This is a genomic window from Ruegeria sp. YTSA075, from assembly GCF_059610245.1.
Window position 1 is genome coordinate 1 of sequence record NZ_JBXWNG010000016.1, and the last position, 17,373, is coordinate 17,373.

The 17,373-nt window shown below is 58.1% G+C and carries 13 protein-coding genes; 6 read left to right on the forward strand and 7 right to left on the reverse strand.

What is annotated here, in order from left to right; translation table 11 throughout:
• Positions 1-342 precede the first annotated feature (342 nt).
• The gene (gene katG, locus AC2FGE_RS18880) at positions 343-2,544 is read right to left on the reverse strand and encodes a catalase/peroxidase HPI (RefSeq protein ID WP_496820835.1); all 2,202 of its coding nucleotides are present in this window, start codon (positions 2,542-2,544) and stop codon (positions 343-345) included.
• A gap of 390 nt (positions 2,545-2,934) precedes the next feature.
• On the opposite strand from katG, the gene AC2FGE_RS18885 reads away from it, so the two are divergent.
• Complete coding sequence (locus AC2FGE_RS18885; RefSeq protein WP_496820836.1) at positions 2,935-4,554, forward strand: GMC family oxidoreductase; 1,620 nt, start codon at positions 2,935-2,937, stop codon at positions 4,552-4,554.
• A gap of 6 nt (positions 4,555-4,560) precedes the next feature.
• Here AC2FGE_RS18885 and AC2FGE_RS18890 read toward each other — a convergent pair whose 3' ends face one another.
• Complete coding sequence (locus AC2FGE_RS18890; protein ID WP_496820837.1) at positions 4,561-5,406, reverse strand: SDR family oxidoreductase; 846 nt, start codon at positions 5,404-5,406, stop codon at positions 4,561-4,563.
• An 87-nt stretch (positions 5,407-5,493) separates the two neighbouring features.
• On the opposite strand from AC2FGE_RS18890, the gene AC2FGE_RS18895 reads away from it, so the two are divergent.
• Positions 5,494-6,126 (forward strand): class I SAM-dependent DNA methyltransferase, encoded by a 633-nt coding sequence (locus AC2FGE_RS18895; protein WP_496820838.1) that lies wholly within the window; start codon positions 5,494-5,496, stop codon positions 6,124-6,126.
• Between the two features lie 67 nt (positions 6,127-6,193).
• Here AC2FGE_RS18895 and AC2FGE_RS18900 read toward each other — a convergent pair whose 3' ends face one another.
• The 3 genes from AC2FGE_RS18900 to AC2FGE_RS18910 are packed head-to-tail and all read right to left on the reverse strand — an operon-like array spanning position 6,194 to position 10,142.
• On the reverse strand, positions 6,194-6,973 hold the full coding sequence (locus tag AC2FGE_RS18900; protein WP_496820839.1) for a carnitinyl-CoA dehydratase: 780 nt from the start codon (positions 6,971-6,973) through the stop codon (positions 6,194-6,196).
• On the reverse strand, positions 6,970-8,985 hold the full coding sequence (locus AC2FGE_RS18905; protein WP_496820840.1) for an acetate--CoA ligase family protein: 2,016 nt from the start codon (positions 8,983-8,985) through the stop codon (positions 6,970-6,972). The genes AC2FGE_RS18900 and AC2FGE_RS18905 overlap by 4 nt, the downstream gene beginning before the upstream one ends.
• Positions 8,982-10,142 carry an acyl-CoA dehydrogenase family protein gene (locus AC2FGE_RS18910; RefSeq protein WP_496820841.1) on the reverse strand — a complete coding sequence of 387 codons (1,161 nt, stop codon included), beginning with the start codon at positions 10,140-10,142 and terminating at the stop codon, positions 8,982-8,984. The genes AC2FGE_RS18905 and AC2FGE_RS18910 overlap by 4 nt, the downstream gene beginning before the upstream one ends.
• Before the next feature lie 77 nt (positions 10,143-10,219).
• Between AC2FGE_RS18910 and AC2FGE_RS18915 the strand changes: the two genes are divergently transcribed.
• Positions 10,220-11,161 carry a GlxA family transcriptional regulator gene (locus AC2FGE_RS18915; RefSeq protein ID WP_496820843.1) on the forward strand — a complete coding sequence of 314 codons (942 nt, stop codon included), beginning with the start codon at positions 10,220-10,222 and terminating at the stop codon, positions 11,159-11,161.
• On the opposite strand, the gene AC2FGE_RS18920 is transcribed toward AC2FGE_RS18915, so the two are convergent.
• Both AC2FGE_RS18920 and AC2FGE_RS18925 read right to left on the reverse strand, forming a co-directional pair.
• The gene (locus tag AC2FGE_RS18920) at positions 11,158-12,147 is read right to left on the reverse strand and encodes a sterol desaturase family protein (protein WP_496820845.1); all 990 of its coding nucleotides are present in this window, start codon (positions 12,145-12,147) and stop codon (positions 11,158-11,160) included. The genes AC2FGE_RS18915 and AC2FGE_RS18920 overlap by 4 nt on opposite strands.
• Positions 12,148-12,169: 22 nt before the next feature.
• The gene (locus AC2FGE_RS18925) at positions 12,170-12,925 is read right to left on the reverse strand and encodes a class II aldolase and adducin N-terminal domain-containing protein (RefSeq protein WP_496820846.1); all 756 of its coding nucleotides are present in this window, start codon (positions 12,923-12,925) and stop codon (positions 12,170-12,172) included.
• Positions 12,926-13,036: 111 nt separating this feature from the next.
• Here AC2FGE_RS18925 and AC2FGE_RS18930 point away from each other — a divergent pair, with 111 nt between their 5' ends.
• From AC2FGE_RS18930 to AC2FGE_RS18940, 3 genes are all read left to right on the forward strand, one after another.
• On the forward strand, positions 13,037-13,897 hold the full coding sequence (locus AC2FGE_RS18930; RefSeq protein ID WP_496820847.1) for a LysR family transcriptional regulator: 861 nt from the start codon (positions 13,037-13,039) through the stop codon (positions 13,895-13,897).
• Between the two features lie 146 nt (positions 13,898-14,043).
• On the forward strand, positions 14,044-15,846 hold the full coding sequence (ade, locus tag AC2FGE_RS18935; protein ID WP_496820848.1) for an adenine deaminase: 1,803 nt from the start codon (positions 14,044-14,046) through the stop codon (positions 15,844-15,846).
• Positions 15,843-17,303: an AMP nucleosidase gene (locus AC2FGE_RS18940; protein ID WP_496820849.1), complete on the forward strand. Its 1,461-nt coding sequence runs from the start codon at positions 15,843-15,845 to the stop codon at positions 17,301-17,303. The genes ade and AC2FGE_RS18940 overlap by 4 nt, the downstream gene beginning before the upstream one ends.
• The last annotated feature ends 70 nt before the right edge of the window (positions 17,304-17,373 follow it).

Below are 17,373 nucleotides of genomic sequence, written 5' to 3' on the forward strand. Positions count from 1 at the left end.
CGTCTCAACCGTCTCTCCGGCCAGTCTCCGCCGTCGCCAGCGTCCCAACAACAACCTCAGCGCCGCCGGTGAAGGGGTATTTACGGATTAGGTCTGACACCTGCAACCCCCATTTTGAAAAAACTTCACATTTCTCGGCGAAAACTTACTAATGACAATAATAACAATAGGTTAGATACATGAACCATACCGAATTCCTGCCGATCCTGTGCTGTAGTTACGGCAAAAGCCAACCATCTGGTGGAATCGTACCCAATGCTTGGTATGCGCCCGAGAGTCGGACCAACAAAAAACGCCGCCCGAGTCTCCTCGGGCGGCGATATTCCTGCAATCAAAGCGGGATTACTTCAGATCGAAGCGGTCCGCATTCATCACCTTGTTCCAGGCCGAGACAAAGTCACATACGAATTTACCCTCGGCACCGGCCTGACCGTAGACCTCGGCCAGCGCTCGCAATTGCGAGTTCGAGCCAAAAACCAGATCGACGCGGGTACCGGTCCACTTGACCTCGCCACTTGTGCGGTCGCGGCCTTCATATACGCCTTTGCCAGACGGCTTCCATTCTGTGCTCATGTCCAGAATGTTGGTGAAGAAATCCGTGCTGAGCGTTCCGACGCGATCTGTGAACACGCCATGTTTGCTGTCACCAAAGTTGGCGCCAAGAACACGCAGACCGCCCACAAGCACGGTCATTTCGGGTGCTGACAGGGTCAGCAGCTGTGCACGGTCTACCAGCAGTTCTTCAGGTGAAACGGTATAGTCAGCCTTCTGATAGTTCCGGAATCCGTCAGCGGCGGGCTCCATCACTGCGAAACTGTCCACATCCGTCTGCTCTTGCGTCGCATCAGTGCGGCCCGGCGTGAACGGAACCTCGACATCCTGACCACCCGCTTTCGCTGCCTGTTCGACACCTACAGCACCGGCCAGAACGATCACATCGGCCAGCGACACTTTCTTGCCCCCGGACTGCGCATCGTTGAACGCAGCCTGAACACCTTCCAACGCGCCCAGCGCCTTGGACAGCTTCATCGGCTCGTTCACATCCCAGTCTTTCTGCGGCGCAAGACGGATGCGGGCTCCATTAGCCCCCCCACGCTTGTCCGACCCACGGAAGGTCGATGCCGAAGCCCAGGCGGTCGAGACCAGCTCGGACACCGACAAGCCGGTTGCGGCGATCTTGGCTTTGAGATCAGCCACATCCGCATCATCGACCAGATCGTGATCGACGTCGGGAACGTTGTCTTGCCACAACAGCTCCTCGGTCGGGGCCTCCGGACCGATATAGGCCGCGCGTGGGCCCATGTCGCGGTGAGTCAGCTTAAACCATGCGCGGGCGAAGGCATCGGCGAACTCGTCCGGGTTCTCATGGAAGCGTTTCGAGATCGGGCCATAGATCGGATCCATGCGCATCGCCATGTCGGCGGTGGTCATCATGGTTTTGACCTTTTTCGACGGATCATGCGCCGCTGGGGCCATGTCTTCTTCTTTGACGCCGACCGGCTCCCATATATATGCGCCCGAGGGGCTTTTGGTCAGGTTCCAGTCATATCCGAACAGCAGATCGAAAAAGCCGTTATCCCATTTGATCGGGTTGGCGGTCCATGCACCTTCGATACCACTGGTGGTGGTGTCGTCGCCCTTGCCGGACCCGAACTTATTGATCCAGCCAAAGCCCATGTCCTCAATCGGGGCGGATTCAGGGTCCGGACCAACCAGGTCGGGGTCACCTGCGCCATGCGCTTTACCAAAGGTGTGGCCACCTGCGACCAGAGCGACGGTTTCCTCGTCATTCATCGCCATCCGTCCAAAGGTGTCGCGGATATCGCGACCCGAGGCCAGAATGTTCGGTTCACCATCCGGACCTTCGGGGTTCACATAGATCAGACCCATCTGCACCGCGGCCAGTGGGTTTTCCAAATCCCGCTCACCTGAATAACGACTATTGGGATTGTCGGTCGGCGCAAGCCACTCGGTCTCGGACCCCCAATAGATGTCTTCCTCGGGCGCCCAGATATCCACGCGACCACCGGCAAAGCCAAAGGTCTTGCCGCCCATCGACTCGATGGCGCAGTTACCAGCCAGGATCATCAAGTCAGCCCAGGAAATCTGGTTACCGTATTTCTGCTTTATCGGCCACAGCAGGCGGCGCGCCTTGTCCAGGTTGCCATTGTCCGGCCAACTGTTGATCGGCGCAAACCGCTGGTTGCCGGTCGAAGCCCCGCCGCGGCCATCCGCCGTCCGATAGGTTCCCGCGCTATGCCAGGCCATCCGGATGAAGAAACCACCATAGTGCCCGTAGTCTGCGGGCCACCAGTCCTGTGAATCCGTCATTAGCGCATAAAGGTCGTCTTTCAGCGCCTTCATATCCAGTTTCTGGAATTCTTCGGCATAGTCGAAGTCAGCATCCATCGGGTTCGAAGCTGGCGCATGCTGATGCAAGATCGACAGGTTCAGTTGATTGGGCCACCAGTCACGATTTGATCGTGTCCCGGCACCGTGCATCACGGGGCATACGCCCGTTTTGGGGTTATCACTTCCATCCATATCGATCTCCAATGCTGGCTAAGGACTTGCGGCTTTGCGCAGTAAAACTTGCAATCAACAAGATCACAGAAAGATGTCACCGATATCGTTTTCAAGCCTAAGCCCAGAACGCTGGTGCGGTTTCTTCTCTGATCTCTTGCGTCGCGCCTCGTATATCAAAGCAAAACCATGAGAATAAGTTTTCTTTTTGGATTGTTTTGATAGTTTTTTGTTATTGATCATAGTGTGATTCCAGCCACCCTGACGATACCGACACAATGACCCTGTGTCCTGACTGAAATTGGCGATTGTATTTTCACATCCCGCTCGGGCACAGTCGGCGCTATTACCACGCGCCGTTCCCCTGACCCCTACATCACGCGGCGCCCCCAAAATGTTAAAGGCACTTGAATGGAATTTGACTATGTCATTGTCGGTGGCGGATCGGCGGGATCTGTCCTTGCCAACCGCCTGAGCGAAGATCCGCAAAAAACGGTTTGCTTGCTCGAAGCCGGGGGGCCGGGCGATCACCTCATCATAAGAATGCCCGCCGCCATCGTCGCCGCGTTACCGGGGCGCCCAAAGATCAGCAACTGGGCGTTCGAGACAGTTCCTCAACCCGGTTTGAACGGGCGCAAAGGCTATCAGCCGCGTGGCAAAGCACTAGGCGGATCAAGCGCCATCAACGCGATGCTCTATGTACGTGGGCAGCGACAGGACTATGATGGCTGGGCCGATCAAGGGTGCATCGGTTGGGATTGGGACAGCGTCTTGCCCTATTTCAAAAAGTCCGAAAACAACGAACAGGGCGGCGATGATTTGCATGGCGACAAAGGCCCGCTGCAGGTGTCACATCAAAAAGAACCGCGCCCAGTGACCCATGCCTTTGTAGAGGCGGCAGAACAACTGCAACATAGACGCACCGAAGATTTCAATCGCGGCAATAATGAGGGCGTGGGCCTGTATCAGGTGACCCAGTTTCATGACCCGGACAGAAATGGCGAACGCTGTTCCACCGCAGCCGCTTATGTTCACCCGGTGATGGATCGTCCGAACCTGAAAGTGATCACCTATGCTCACGCGAAGGAACTGACCTTTGAAGGTAAACGCGCCTCCGGAGTGGTCTACAAACGAAAGGCGAAAGGCCCCGACCTCAGTGTATCTGCCAGACTAGAAGTGCTGATCTGCGCCGGGGCGCTTCAATCGCCGCAACTGCTGCAGCTGTCTGGGATCGGCGCAGCGGATGAGTTGCAGCGGCACGGAATACCCGTCCGGCACGCGCTGCCCGGTGTAGGCAAGAACCTGCAGGACCATCTGGATTTCATTCTGGCTTACAAAAGCAAGGACACGGATAATTTCGGCCTAGGTCTCATCGGTGCGGCACGCCTGTTGGGCCACCTCTGGCGTTGGCGCAAAACCGGCGCGTCGATGGCGGCAACACCCTTTGCCGAAGGGGGCGCATTTCTAAAGACCTCGCCGGGTCTCGACCGCCCCGATATCCAGCTGCATTTCGCCATCGCGCTGGTCGATGATCACGCCAGAAAACTGCATTATGGCTACGGCTACAGCTGCCATGTCTGCAAACTGCGCCCGCACAGCCGTGGTTCGGTGGGGCTGCACAGCGCCGACCCGTTTGCCGCCCCCGCCATTGATCCCGGATTCCTGTCCGATGACCGCGATCTTGAAACCATGATCAAAGGCGCCCGCATGATGCGCGAGATCATGCAAGCCCCCGCTTTGGCCCCGTTCCGGCAATCCGAAATGTTCGGAACCGACACTGCAACCACGGATGCGGATTGGGAACAGCATATTCGCGCCCGCGCCGATACGATCTATCACCCCGTCGGGACCTGCAAAATGGGCCAGGATGATATGGCCGTGGTCGACCCCGAACTCAAAGTACGCGGGATCGACGGGCTAAGGGTTGTCGATGCCTCGATCATGCCGACACTGGTATCAGGCAATACCAACGCACCCACAATAATGATTGCTGAAAAAGCGGCAGACATGATCAAGGCGGCAGCGCGATGAACCGGGCTATTGCCCTTTCAGCAACGCCTCAAGGCCAACACGATAGTTGGGGTACAGCAACTGTACCCCAAGCTCATCCTTGATCCGATCATTCCGAACGCGTTTGTTCTCATCGTAAAAACTGCGTGCCATGGGGGTCAGATCAGCTTGGTCATAGGGCACGGCTGGCGGTAGGGGCAGTCTCTGTAGCTCGGCTGCATAGCCGATCACATCCTGCGGCGGCACCGGTTCGTCATCGCACACATTGTACACTGCCCCCGGATTGGGCGCTGTCATAGAGGCCACCAGAACCTGCGCGATATCGTCGACATGGATGCGTGAAAACACCTGCCCCGGCTTGATGATCCGCCGCAACCCACCGCGTTTGAGCTTGGAAAACGGCCCCCGCCCCGGCCCATAGATTCCCGCCAGACGGAAGATATGGACAGGCAGCCCTGGAATGGCAGCCCATTGCTCCTCGGCAATCAAGCGCCAGCGTCCCCGCTTCGCCGTTGGCGCAGGCGGGGTCGCCTCATCCACCCAATCGCCTTGATGATCGCCATAGATCGCCGTGGTCGACAAATACCCCACCCAAGTGAACTGAGCAGCCCGCGCTGCGATCTCATCCCTCAGCGCGGCCAGAACAGGATCACCCTCTTCGGTCGGCGCAGTGGAAATCAAAACATGTGTTACACCGTTCAGATCCGGTATCTCACCAGGCCAGACCAAGGGCACGGCACCAGACGCTCGGATCGCAGCCATGCCATCGGCGCTGCGGGTGGTTCCGATGATGTGCCACCCATCCGGAGCCAACCGGCGTGACAAAGCCTGCGCCGAATAGCCATGGCCAAAAGAGAAAAGCGTTCGTGTCATCCCCCCTAGATGATCTGGACGGAACCGGGATGCAAGCACCTCATGGACGACTTGATTCGAATCCCCTCCTGCGCCTTTCATAAAAGCATGGCCCAGAAAACACCCGACCTGCACGCCGCCTATGCGCTGACCTCGCCCGAGGATAACAAACGTCTCTATGCCGAATGGGCAGGCGACTATGATGACGGTTTTGCCGCGCGCGAGGATTATCAGCTGCATATCCACACCGCGCGCGCCTTTGTAAGCGCCTTTGGGCAGGGCCCAGTATTGGACGTGGGCGCAGGCACCGGCCTTTGCGGAGCAGTTCTGACCCGCTTAGGCGTAGGCCCGATAGACGCCACCGATATAAGCGCGGAAATGCTGGGACAGGCCATGCGCAAGGATATCTACCGTGATGCGATCGAAGCCGACCTCAACACCGGTATCCCTGTGCCGCGCCACAGCTATTCCGGCATCGTATCCTCAGGCACTTTCACCCACGGGCACCTCGGTCCCGAGGTACTGCCCAGCTTGCTGCGCGTCGCACGTCCCGGCGCTCAATTCGCGCTGTCGATCAACACGAAGCATTTCGAAAAACTGGGCTTTGCCGATGCGTTCCGCCAGTTGGAACAGGGTCGGATTCGAAACCTCTCCCTGCCCAAAGTCAAAATCTACGGCGATCTCGCCGCCGGCCCCAACAAAGACGACACTGCATTGATCGCACTGTTCGAGCGCAGCTGATCCGAACTTCATCTGGCCAAAAACACCTTGGGGGAGGTGCGGCTTGCCGCGCCGGAGGCGGAGCCCCCTACCGCCCTTTCCAAACAGGATCGCGCTTTTCAGCAAAGGCGCGCGCGCCCTCCAGATTGTCCTCGGACCCATAGAGAACATCCACGCTGGGCAGCTGTCGCTTCGTGATCCGATTCATTGCATCCTGAAACTTCGCATCCTCGGCATCGCGCACGATCTCCTTGATCGCGGCATAGACCAGAGGTGGGCCGCTGGCCAACAACCGCGCAAGTTCCCAGGTGCGATCCATCAGTTGATCGCCGGGCACGATTTCGTTGACCAGCCCCCAACGATGCGCCTCATCCGCGTCGAACCAGCGTCCGGTCAGCAACAGCTCCATCGCAATGTGATACGGGATGCGTTTGGGCAACTTGACGCTGGCCGCGTCTGCAACCGTCCCTGACCGTATCTCGGGCAGGGCAAAACTGGCGTGATCTGCTGCGATGATCATGTCAGCGCTCAGCGCCAGTTCCAGCCCGCCACCGCAGGCGATACCATTCACTGCCGCGATCACAGGCTTGTTCAGGCCGCGCAGCTCCTGCAACCCTCCAAACCCACCGACGCCATAGTCACCGTCCACCGCATCCCCATCAGCGGCTGCTTTCAAATCCCAGCCGGGGCAAAAGAACTTCTCTCCTCCACCCGTCAGAATCGCCACGCGCAGCTCGGGATCGTCCCGAAATTCCTGAAACGCTTCGCCCATGATCCGGCTCGTGGCCAGATCAATCGCATTGGCTTTGGGACGGTCCAAAGTAACTTCGAGGATGGCGCCATCACGGCGGGTTTTGATCGGACTCATTGGCGTGCCTTTCGGATTAGCGCATCCACTGCAACCGCGCCATCGGCGGTGCAGATCAGCGGGTTAATCTCAACTTCTTCGACTGTTGCCGCATTGGCAATGACATAGTTCTGAACAGCCTCGACTGCTTCCAGAATCGCGGCCATATCGGCGGCAGCTTTGCCACGATACCCCGTCAAGAGGGGTGCACAGGCCAGCTTGTCCAGCGCCGCCCGAACTACGGCCCGAGAGGACGGGATCAGTACCGAAACCGTGTCATGCAGGATTTCCGTCAGCACCCCTCCGGCCCCGAGGGTCAGAACATAGCCATGCGCCGGATCGCGGGTCACACCGATCAACAACTCGGCGACTGATCCGGTTGCCATTTCTTCGATCAACACCGTATCGGTGCCAATCGATCTGGCGGTTTCGACCAGATCAGATCGCATAACACCCAGCCGAACCGCGCCATGATCGGTCTTATGCGCCAGTCCGACGCCTTTCACGGCAAACGGCTCTTGCAGGTCGTCTGGAATCTGCGTTGCGCCTTGCGCTGCAATCTCACAACTGCGCGGGATGCGTAGACCAAACCCCGCGAGGGCCGATTTCGCCTCTGCCTCGCTCAGAACCTGATCTGCAGGTGTATCCGAGGGCAGCAACACCGGATCAGAGGCGGGCGGCAAAGGTCGCGCCGCGGCCTCAACGGCAGACAATGCCTCATGCAGCCCGGCAAAGGGCACGACCCGACCATCTGATAACTGCTGCGCTACGTGTTCAGGCATCAGCTCCGGCAAGGTTGCTGTCACCGCGAATGGTCGACCTGTTTGTACAACGCAGTTCAACGCGGCCTGCGTGGCACACACCCAATCTGTCGCGTCCGTATGTGGGTAATCAACGATGGCCATGGTCATGGCTTTGTCCGGCCCAGTCATCCCCGACCAGGCGCGGGTCATCGCCTCGGTATCCCGCCAAATATAGGTGTGATAATCCAGCGGATTTGCCAACGCCACCATCGGACCCAGAGCGGCGCGTAGGTCCGTTCGTTGTTGAGCTGTCAGGGGTGGAAAATGCAGGTCTCGCCCTTCGGCCATGTCAGCGGCCAAGCTGGCCTCGCCCCCCGAACAGCTGATCATGCCCAAACCGTTTCCGTCCAACCGTCCCGCAACATGCAACAGCTTGAGGCATTCCAGAAAACTGGGGATATCATCCAGCCGCGCAATGCCCAGACGATCCAGAAACGCCTGCGCCCCAGCATCGCCGCCCGCCAAAGAGGCCGTGTGCGAGATCGTCGCCGCCTGCGCGTGCTGCGACCGGCCCATCTTCAACGCAATGATGGGCACGCCCCGTTCTTGCGCTATTGCGGCCAAAGCCTCCCATTTCCGCAGATCACCGAACCCTTCGATATGGACACCAATCGCGGTGATCCGGTCATCATCCAAAAGGGCCGAGGCGATATCGGCTTGATGTGTCTGCGCTTGGTTCCCGCAGGTCAGCATGAAGGCCAGCGGCAGCGCGCGTTGCTGCATCGTCATGTTGATGGCGATGTTCGAGCTTTGCGTCAGGATCGCCACACCCCGATCAACCGGGCGCATTCCGTGTTGATCCGGCCAGATTGCGGCACGTTCCAACCCGTTGACGAAGCCATAGCAGTTCGGCCCAAGGATCGGCATGTCCGCTGCCGCAGCAACCAAATGGGCCTGAAGATCAGCACCCTGATCATCTTCGGCCTTGGCTTCGGTAAACCCGGAGGCAAAGCAAACCGCACCGCCCGCACCCGCAGCCGAAAGTTCTGAAACCACAGGGATCGTGGCATGGCGATTGATGCCAATAAAGGCCACATCTGGCGGGCGCGGCAAATCCGCAATCGAGGGCACTGCGCACTCACCCGAGACCTGATCCGCCTTGGGATGAACAGGCCAGATGTCGCCGGTGAACCCGAACTTCCGGGCCTGAGTGATGACGTCTGCACACCAGGCGCCGCCTCCGATCACGGCCATCGATGACGGGTTCAAAACACGCCCCAGGGGCCTCATGCGCCCAACGCCCTCAGCAAGTCCCGGCTGATGATATGGCGCTGAATTTCGCTGGTGCCGTCCCAGATACGCTCAACCCGTGCATCCCGCCAGAACCGTTCCAGCGGATAGTCATCCATCAATCCCATCCCACCATGCACCTGGATCGCCACATCCGTCACCCGTGCCAGCATTTCAGAGGCGTAGAGCTTGGCCGAGGCAATCTCGCGGTTCGCGGGCAGGCCTTTGTCCAACCGATCCGCCGCCGCCAGGGTCAACAAGTCCGCCGCGTCGATTTCGGTGATCATGTCGGCAATCTGGAAGGATACGCCCTGAAACTTGCCGATCTTCTGACCGAACTGCTCGCGCGTGGCGGCATAATCCAGAGCATAGTCAAAGGCTCGGCGCGCGCGCCCGACCGACATGGCGGCCACGGTGATCCGGGTGGCGTAAAGCCAGGTGTTCATCACCTCGAACCCACCATCGACCTCGCCCAGAACCTGGCTGTCCGGCAAGCGGCAATCGTCAAAATCCAGAACCATGTTCTTGTATCCACGATGGCTGACCGACTTATACCCGTCCCGGATCGTGAAACCGGGCGTGCCAAGATCCACCAGAAAGGCGGTGATCCGCTTCTTAGGTCCCTTGGGTGTCTGATCCTCACCCGTGGCGATGAAGACGATAATGAAATCCGCATGCTCAGCGCCCGAGATGAAATGCTTGGTCCCGTTGACCACCCAATCGCCGCCATCGCGCACGGCAGCGCATTTCATGCCGCGCACGTCCGAACCTGCGCCGGGTTCCGTCATGGCCAGCGCATCCATCCGCTCACCCCGCACGGCAGGCATCAGGTAACGCTCGACCTGTTCGCCTTCACAAGCCATCAGGATGTTCTGCGGACGTCCGAAAAAATGATTCAGCGCCATCGACCCACGGCCCAATTCCCGCTCGACCAAAGCGAATTCAAGATGGTTAAGACCCGCACAGCCGACGCTTTCGGGAAAGTTACAGGCATAAAAGCCCAGTTCGATCGTCTTGCGCTTGATGTCATCCGCGATCTCTTGGGGGACTTCGCCGGTGCGTTCGACCAGCTCTTCATGCGGGTAAATCTCGTTCTCGACAAAGCTGCGCACGGTCGAGGCGATCATCTCCTGTTCGTCGGACAGACCATATTGCATCTGAATTCTCCACATCTGGACCTACGCGCATCGTGACCGGGGTTGAGAATTTAATCATGCAGAGATAGCCATTTATCATGCGATTCTGGACTAAATCCTTCGCTGCACCGCAGCAAATCGGTGTACTTCTGTTCGAAGGATTTTCGAACCACTGCCTGGCCAATACGGTAGAGCCGCTGCGGGCCGCAAATATGCTGTCAGGGCGAGACCTGTATCACTGGACGTTCCTGTCTTTGACGGATGGTCCCGTGACATCGTCATCGGGCCTGCAGGTCGCACCACATGAACGGCTGCAAAACGCAAGCGGTGACATGTTGATGGTGATGCCATCCTACGGGTTTCAGGCCCATAGCGGCTGGCAAACCCTTTCGGGTCTCAGATCGGCCGCATCTCGCTATGAAACTCTGGCCGGTTTGGATACAGGCAGCTGGTTGCTGGCTTTGGCAGGCCTTCTGGATGGGCATCGCGCCACCATTCACTGGGAAGAACTGACAGGATTTACTGAGCGTTTCCCGGATGTTGATGTGGTGCGCGAAAGATTCGTGATTGATCGGAACCGCATCACCTGTTCTGGTGCGATGGCAGCGTTCGATCTGATTTTGCATCTGATTGGCCGGGATCAGGGGCAGGCGTTGGCGCTGGAAGTGGCCCAGCTGTTCATGACCCGCGATTCCGCCCGATCCCATACAGGCGGCGCGGGTGCGACCAGTGGATACGTGAACAAAGCGCTGGCGCTGATGCAGGAACATCTTGAAACACCTCTTCCGATATCCGAGATCGCCCGGCGCGTTGGTCGGTCTCAAAAGGCGCTTTCCCAGCGGATGCAATCCGAGTTAGGTGCAGGGCCTGCACAGGTTTATCGGCGGTTGCGGTTAAATCTGGCCCGCAAATTGGTATCCGAGACCGACCTGACCATTGCCGAAATCGCGTTGCGCGCCGGGTACGAAGACCCCAGCGCACTGACCCGCGCGTTCAAGAGTGAATTCGGAATGGCCCCACGCACCTTGCGAGCGGGTTAGGTATACATCTGTTTTTTGTAAGCCCGCGTGCGGGTTGTCGCCTCAGCCGACCCGTCGTGATAGGTACCAAACCACTTGTCGAAGGGGATCTCCGAGGTACCATAATTGCACTCGAAATACCGGTGATGCAGCTGGTGAAAGAAATCCCCGGCCCGCGCGGCGTCGGTGTCACCGGCCTTAAGCTTTTCGAACCCGGAATGCGACAGGACCGGGCTGATCTGCTGGAAATACGTGTGGAACAGCAGATGCAACGGGTGTGACGGGATGATCAGGTGGATGAAATAGGTGGTGAAATAGAGAATATTTTCATACCAATGGTTCGAAATCCCGGACCACGGCCCGATATTCACATTGCGATGATGCACCGCGTGGACGTGTTTATACAGCTTCGGGTGATGTTCCAGCCGATGCACCCAATAGAAATGCAGGCCCGACCACATCGGAATGAACAACATCCATAGAACGAACCAAATCGGCGCGGTGGCCCAGGTCACAGTCGGGACATAGCCGTTGGCCATCGCCCAATAGATCACCCATTGATAGACGGTCGCCACAGTCATCGCGCTGCCCAACGTCCACCAGATATTGTCCAGAACCTGATTGCGGAAGGTGAAATTACCGTTGTCGCGGGTCAGATCACGGCGGTCGAATTTTTTGTACATGCCCTGCCCTTTGCGCATGTACAGCCACCAGTGTAAGCCGCCCGCGACCAGGATTTGAGGCACCATGTTCAGCAGCCAGATGCGGAACATCCAACCGGCCGAAAAGGTCGTCATCGTTTCTAAACCAGGGAAAAACAGCGCATAGGCTACAATGGCCAAGCCCATGCAAAGGGTCAGCGCCGTGATCTGCAACCACGCACTGCTATACCACTTCAGCACAGCAACCGGTTGCGGCGGCCAGCTAAACAGCGGGTTCAATCCCACCGGGCCTTCGGGGTGGTAATTCCAGCGGGCGGCTTCGGCGTCCTGAGCGATGTCGGTCATGGCAGTCACTCCGAGTATGAGATCAAGTTGCGTAATCCGAGCCTTCGGTATCCAACATCGCTTTGATTTCTCGCAGATGCGCCTCGGCCTGATCGGGGTAGTCATCCAGCTCCTGAGCGGTCTTTTCGGCGATCTCGTCCGGGAGCACGCGCAAAGGCTGTCCGGTTTGTAGCGCGCGGATGTAGGTTTCGGCAGCGCGTTCGAAATAATAGAGCCTATTAAAGGCATCTGCCGGGTCACTTCCGATGATCAGAACGCCATGGTTGCCCATGATCATGACCTTTTTCTTCGGGTCCGACAGCATCGAAGCGCAGCGTTCTCCTTCGCTTTCAAACGCGAGCCCTCCGAATTCCTCGTCAATGACATAGCGGTTATAGAACGTGGCCGTATTCTGATCGATGGGCGGTAGATTGCTGTCTGCCAATGAAGCCAGCACAGTCGCAAAGATCGAATGCACATGCATCACGCAACGTGCGTGGGGACAGTGACGGTGGATCGAGCCGTGAAGCCCCCAAGCCGTTGGATCCGGCGCGCCGGGTTGTGTCATCACGTCGGGATCATTCGCATCTAACAGCAAAAGGTCCGAGGCCCGAATGCGCCCGAAATAGATCTGATTGGGGTTCATCAGGAACTGCGTGCCATCTTCGTTCACAGCCAGACTGAAATGATTGGCCACGCCTTCATGCATGATCAGACGTTCAGTCCAGCGAAACGTCGCGGCCATATCCACACGCTGAGGCCAATGGTCGATATTGGGGTGAAGATTGGCAACACTCATGGCATGGCTCCGTGGCAGCTAAACTATTTAAAACCTGCCTCGCGCCGGGAAATTTGACCAACGAAAAAATCGCACCTATCTCATTAGTAAAACTTATGCTGAGGTTATGACATGCAGAACACTCTTCCACCTCTGGGCTGGCTGCGCACTTTCGAAGCAGCGGCGCGCAATCTCTCGTTCACCGGAGCAGCGCGTGATCTGAATATGACCCAAAGCGCTGTCAGCCAGCAGATCAAATCGCTGGAGGGACATCTGGGTCAGCCTTTGTTCCTGCGTCGCCCCAAGGCGCTTGAATTGACCGAGGCCGGAATCACCTATCTGCCCGTTGTGCGCGAGGCTTTTCGTACGCTGGTGCGTGGTACACAGGCTGTGACAGGGGCGCAGCAGAATGCTGTACAGGTTCAGTGCAACATCAGCTTCGCCGTGAACTGGCTGGCCCCTCGCCTACCAGCGTTTCAAGCCGAACATCCGGACGTACATCTGAACATCTTCACCGAATTGTGGGAGCCCCGAGAAATGGCTGAAGGCGCAGCGGTTGAAATCCGATTCTCACTGCGTCCTGCCGATACCGTTCGAACCGAGTTGTTGCGGCAAGAATACTACTACCCAGTTTGCGCACCGGGCTTTTCGGTCACCCTGGACAGCCTTCAAGAACAGCCGCTGTTTGATTGTTCGAACCTGCTGTCAAACTGGGCAAGCTGGGCTGAAGAACAGGGTCTAAATTGGGAAAAACCTGCGATAACCTATGCGACGACGTATCTGGTCTGTTTGTCGGCGGTGATGGCGGGGGGTGGGCTTTGTCTGGCCCATGACGCCATTGCGGAGCATCTGATCGAACAAGGGCAGCTGGTCGCCCCGTTCGACCATCGCGCCCCAATGCCCGAGGCCTATTATTTGCTGCTTTCCCCTCAGGCTGAGGATACCCCGGGCGCGGTTGCTTTTGCCAATTGGATCAGGCGCGAGATCGGGTAGCTCCCGCCCATCGTCGCTGCCCCTTGCGGGACATCTCCTCTGGTTGGGCCGGGCAGCGCTGGCGCGCTGCGGACGGGTTTTATGATGATTTGATGACCCAAAATTACCGGGGTTGCACCCGACCGCGACTTCATGAAAATTGAGCCATGGAATACACACCTTTCCCAAGCTGGCCCGATGTCGCCCCTCGTTTGATTGCCGTTGCTGCCGGACGCGATGCCGCCGATATGGTTATTCGCGGCGGAATATGGGTCAATGTACATAGCCGCGAACTGTTGCCAGACCACTCGGTTGCCATTGCAGACGGGCGGATTGCCTTTGTTGGTCCGGATGCTTCGCATTGCATCGGCCCTGAGACGCAGATCATCGAAGCTGACGGGCGCTATATCCTGCCCGGTCTATGCGACGGCCACATGCATATCGAATCCGGCATGCTGACACCCGCCGAATTTGCGCGGGCCGTGATCCCGCATGGCACCACGTCAATGTTCACCGATCCGCATGAGATAGCGAATGTGTTGGGCCTGAATGGCGTGCGCATGATGCATGACGAAGCGATGATGCAGCCGGTGAATGTCTTCACCCAGATGCCCTCCTGCGCGCCGTCGGCCCCGGGATTGGAGACGACGGGTTACGAGATCACGGCCGAAGATGTCCGAGAAGCGATGAACTGGCCGGGCATTATCGGGTTGGGCGAGATGATGAACTTTCCCGGTGTGATCCACGGCGATCCTAAGATGCTGGCCGAGATTGCCGCCACCCAACGCGCCGGGAAAACGGTAGGCGGGCATTATGCTTCGCCTGATTTAGGACCTGATTTCGCTGCCTATGTCGCGGGCGGGCCCGCAGATGACCACGAAGGTACGTGTGAGGCCGATGCCATTGCCCGCGTGCGGCAGGGGATGCGGTCGATGATGCGGCTGGGCTCGGCCTGGTATGACGTGGAAAGTCAGATCACCGCCATCACCGAACAGGGCCTGGACCCGCGCAACTTTATCCTGTGCACCGATGATTGCCACTCGGGCACTTTGGTGAACGAAGGGCATATGAACCGGGTTGTGCGTCACGCGATTGCCTGCGGCTGCGATCCGCTGATTGCGTTGCAGATGGCTACGATCAACACCGCCACCCATTTCGGGTTAGAGCGTGAGATCGGTTCAGTCACTCCGGGGCGCCGGGCGGATATCATTCTCAGTTCCGACCTATCCAAGTTGCCGATTGAGACTGTAATTGCGCGCGGGCAGATGGTCGCGGAGAATGGTAGAATTACAGTTGACTGCCCACATCTGAACTGGCCCGACAACGCCCGCAATACAGTGCATCTGGGCCACGTGCTCAGCGCGGGCGATTTTGAGATTAAACCCCCAGCGGGGGCCAACCGGGTGCAGGCCAACGTCATCGGAGTTGTCGAAAACCAGGCCCCGACCAAAGCACTCAAGGCCGAGTTGCCGATCATTGGCGGGCTGGTCGAGGGCGAAGATGATGTCTGCCAAATCGCGTTGGTGGAACGTCACCAGGCGACAGGCGGGGTGACGAATGCCTTTGTTTCGGGCTTTGGCTATCAGGGCAAGATGGCCATGGCCTCAACCGTAGCGCATGACAGTCACCACATGATCGTGGTCGGCACCGACCGGGAACAGATGGCCCTGGCGGCCAACCGGCTGGCCAACGTGGGCGGCGGGATCACCCTGTTCCGCGATGGGCAAGAGCTTGCGATGGTCGAACTGCCCATCGCCGGTTTGATGTCCGACAGTCCGGCCGCCGAGGTTGCAGCCAAGGCCGATAACATGGTTGAGGCTATGCAAGCCTGCGGCTGTACACTGAACAACGCCTATATGCAGCACTCTCTTCTGGCGCTGGTTGTGATCCCGGAACTGCGGATCTCGGACCTTGGGCTTGTAGATGTGCGCACATTTGAAAAGATTGAACTTCTGGAACCACTGGCATGACAAAAATAAAAACACCTGATGCAATCGCACCGGAACAATTCACAGACCCCAAAGCAGCCGTAGCCCGGCTGGAACTGCTGTACAAACAAGCCACCGAGTTTCTGTGCGACAACTTCGCCTCGGCCCTGCAAGACGGCGCGCCAGAGGAACGGATCAGAGCCTACTATCCGGAAATTCGCATTAAAACAACGTCTTACGCGCAGGTCGACAGCCGGTTGAGCTTTGGCCACGTGTCCGAACCCGGCATTCATGCAACCACCGTCACCCGGCCCGACCTGTTCCGATCCTATCTGGTGCAACAGATCGCCCTGCTGATCAAAAACCATGGTCAACCCGTGACCATCAGCGCATCTGATACGCCGATCCCTGTCCACTTCGCAGTTGCCAACAATCCGGATCTGATGGTGCCGCAACAGGGCGCCGCCGGTTTCACCCTGCGCGATGTCTTCGATGTGCCCGATCTGAACACAACCAATGATGACATCGTCAACGGTGTGCTCGATCATGATACGGTCGGCCCGCTGGCCTTGTTCACCGCGCAGCGCGTGGATTATTCGCTGGCGCGACTGGCGCATTATACGGCAACAGATGCCGGGCATTTTCAGAACCACGTATTGTTCACCAACTACCAGTTCTATGTCTCGGAGTTCGAGAAATACGCGCGTGAACAACTGGCCAACCCCGAAAGCGGCTACACCAGTTTTGTTTCGACCGGAAATGTTGAGATCACGACCGCCGATGCAGATCTGGAACAGCCCCTGAAACTACCGCAGATGCCGACCTACCATTTGAAACGTGCGGATGGGTCAGGGATCACTCTGGTCAATATCGGGGTCGGTCCATCGAACGCCAAAACCGCAACCGACCATATCGCCGTCTTGCGACCGCATGCCTGGCTGATGGTCGGACACTGCGCCGGGCTGCGCAACACGCAGGCGCTGGGGGATTTCGTTCTGGCCCATGCCTATCTGCGCGAAGACAAGGTGCTGGACGACGATCTGCCCGTCTGGGTGCCGATCCCTCCACTGGCTGAGGTTCAGGTTGCGCTGGAACATGCGGTTGCCGAGGTGACCGAGCTGCAAGGCTACGAACTCAAGCGCATCATGCGCACAGGCACCGTGGCATCGGTCGACAACCGGAACTGGGAGCTGCGCGATCAGTCTGGTCCGGTGCAGCGGCTCAGCCAATCCCGCGCGATTGCGCTGGATATGGAAAGCGCCACGATTGCTGCAAACGGGTATCGTTTCCGGGTGCCATACGGCACATTGCTTTGCGTGTCAGACAAACCGCTGCACGGCGAATTAAAGCTTCCCGGTATGGCATCATCGTTTTATACCACCCAGGTCAGCCGCCATCTGGCGATCGGAATACGGGCGATGGAACACCTGCGGGGCATGCCGTTGGAGCGTCTGCACAGTCGGAAATTGCGCTCTTTCGACGAAACAGCCTTTCTGTGACGTAAAAAAGCAACGAAACCCCCATATTTTTAGGGGTTTTGGCGCTACTATTCGTTGTGTTCACCCACAA

What these genes read in the sequence shown, in the direction of transcription:
- katG (WP_496820835.1), bottom strand. Translation starts at nt 2,544, where the DNA reads ATGGATGGAAGTGATAACCCCAAAACGGGCGTATGCCCCGTGATGCAC.
- AC2FGE_RS18885 (WP_496820836.1), top strand. Translation starts at nt 2,935, where the DNA reads ATGGAATTTGACTATGTCATTGTCGGTGGCGGATCGGCGGGATCTGTC.
- AC2FGE_RS18890 (WP_496820837.1), bottom strand. Translation starts at nt 5,406, where the DNA reads ATGACACGAACGCTTTTCTCTTTTGGCCATGGCTATTCGGCGCAGGCT.
- AC2FGE_RS18895 (WP_496820838.1), top strand. Translation starts at nt 5,494, where the DNA reads ATGGCCCAGAAAACACCCGACCTGCACGCCGCCTATGCGCTGACCTCG.
- AC2FGE_RS18900 (WP_496820839.1), bottom strand. Translation starts at nt 6,973, where the DNA reads ATGAGTCCGATCAAAACCCGCCGTGATGGCGCCATCCTCGAAGTTACT.
- AC2FGE_RS18905 (WP_496820840.1), bottom strand. Translation starts at nt 8,985, where the DNA reads ATGAGGCCCCTGGGGCGTGTTTTGAACCCGTCATCGATGGCCGTGATC.
- AC2FGE_RS18910 (WP_496820841.1), bottom strand. Translation starts at nt 10,142, where the DNA reads ATGCAATATGGTCTGTCCGACGAACAGGAGATGATCGCCTCGACCGTG.
- AC2FGE_RS18915 (WP_496820843.1), top strand. Translation starts at nt 10,220, where the DNA reads ATGCGATTCTGGACTAAATCCTTCGCTGCACCGCAGCAAATCGGTGTA.
- AC2FGE_RS18920 (WP_496820845.1), bottom strand. Translation starts at nt 12,147, where the DNA reads ATGACCGACATCGCTCAGGACGCCGAAGCCGCCCGCTGGAATTACCAC.
- AC2FGE_RS18925 (WP_496820846.1), bottom strand. Translation starts at nt 12,925, where the DNA reads ATGAGTGTTGCCAATCTTCACCCCAATATCGACCATTGGCCTCAGCGT.
- AC2FGE_RS18930 (WP_496820847.1), top strand. Translation starts at nt 13,037, where the DNA reads ATGCAGAACACTCTTCCACCTCTGGGCTGGCTGCGCACTTTCGAAGCA.
- ade (WP_496820848.1), top strand. Translation starts at nt 14,044, where the DNA reads ATGGAATACACACCTTTCCCAAGCTGGCCCGATGTCGCCCCTCGTTTG.
- AC2FGE_RS18940 (WP_496820849.1), top strand. Translation starts at nt 15,843, where the DNA reads ATGACAAAAATAAAAACACCTGATGCAATCGCACCGGAACAATTCACA.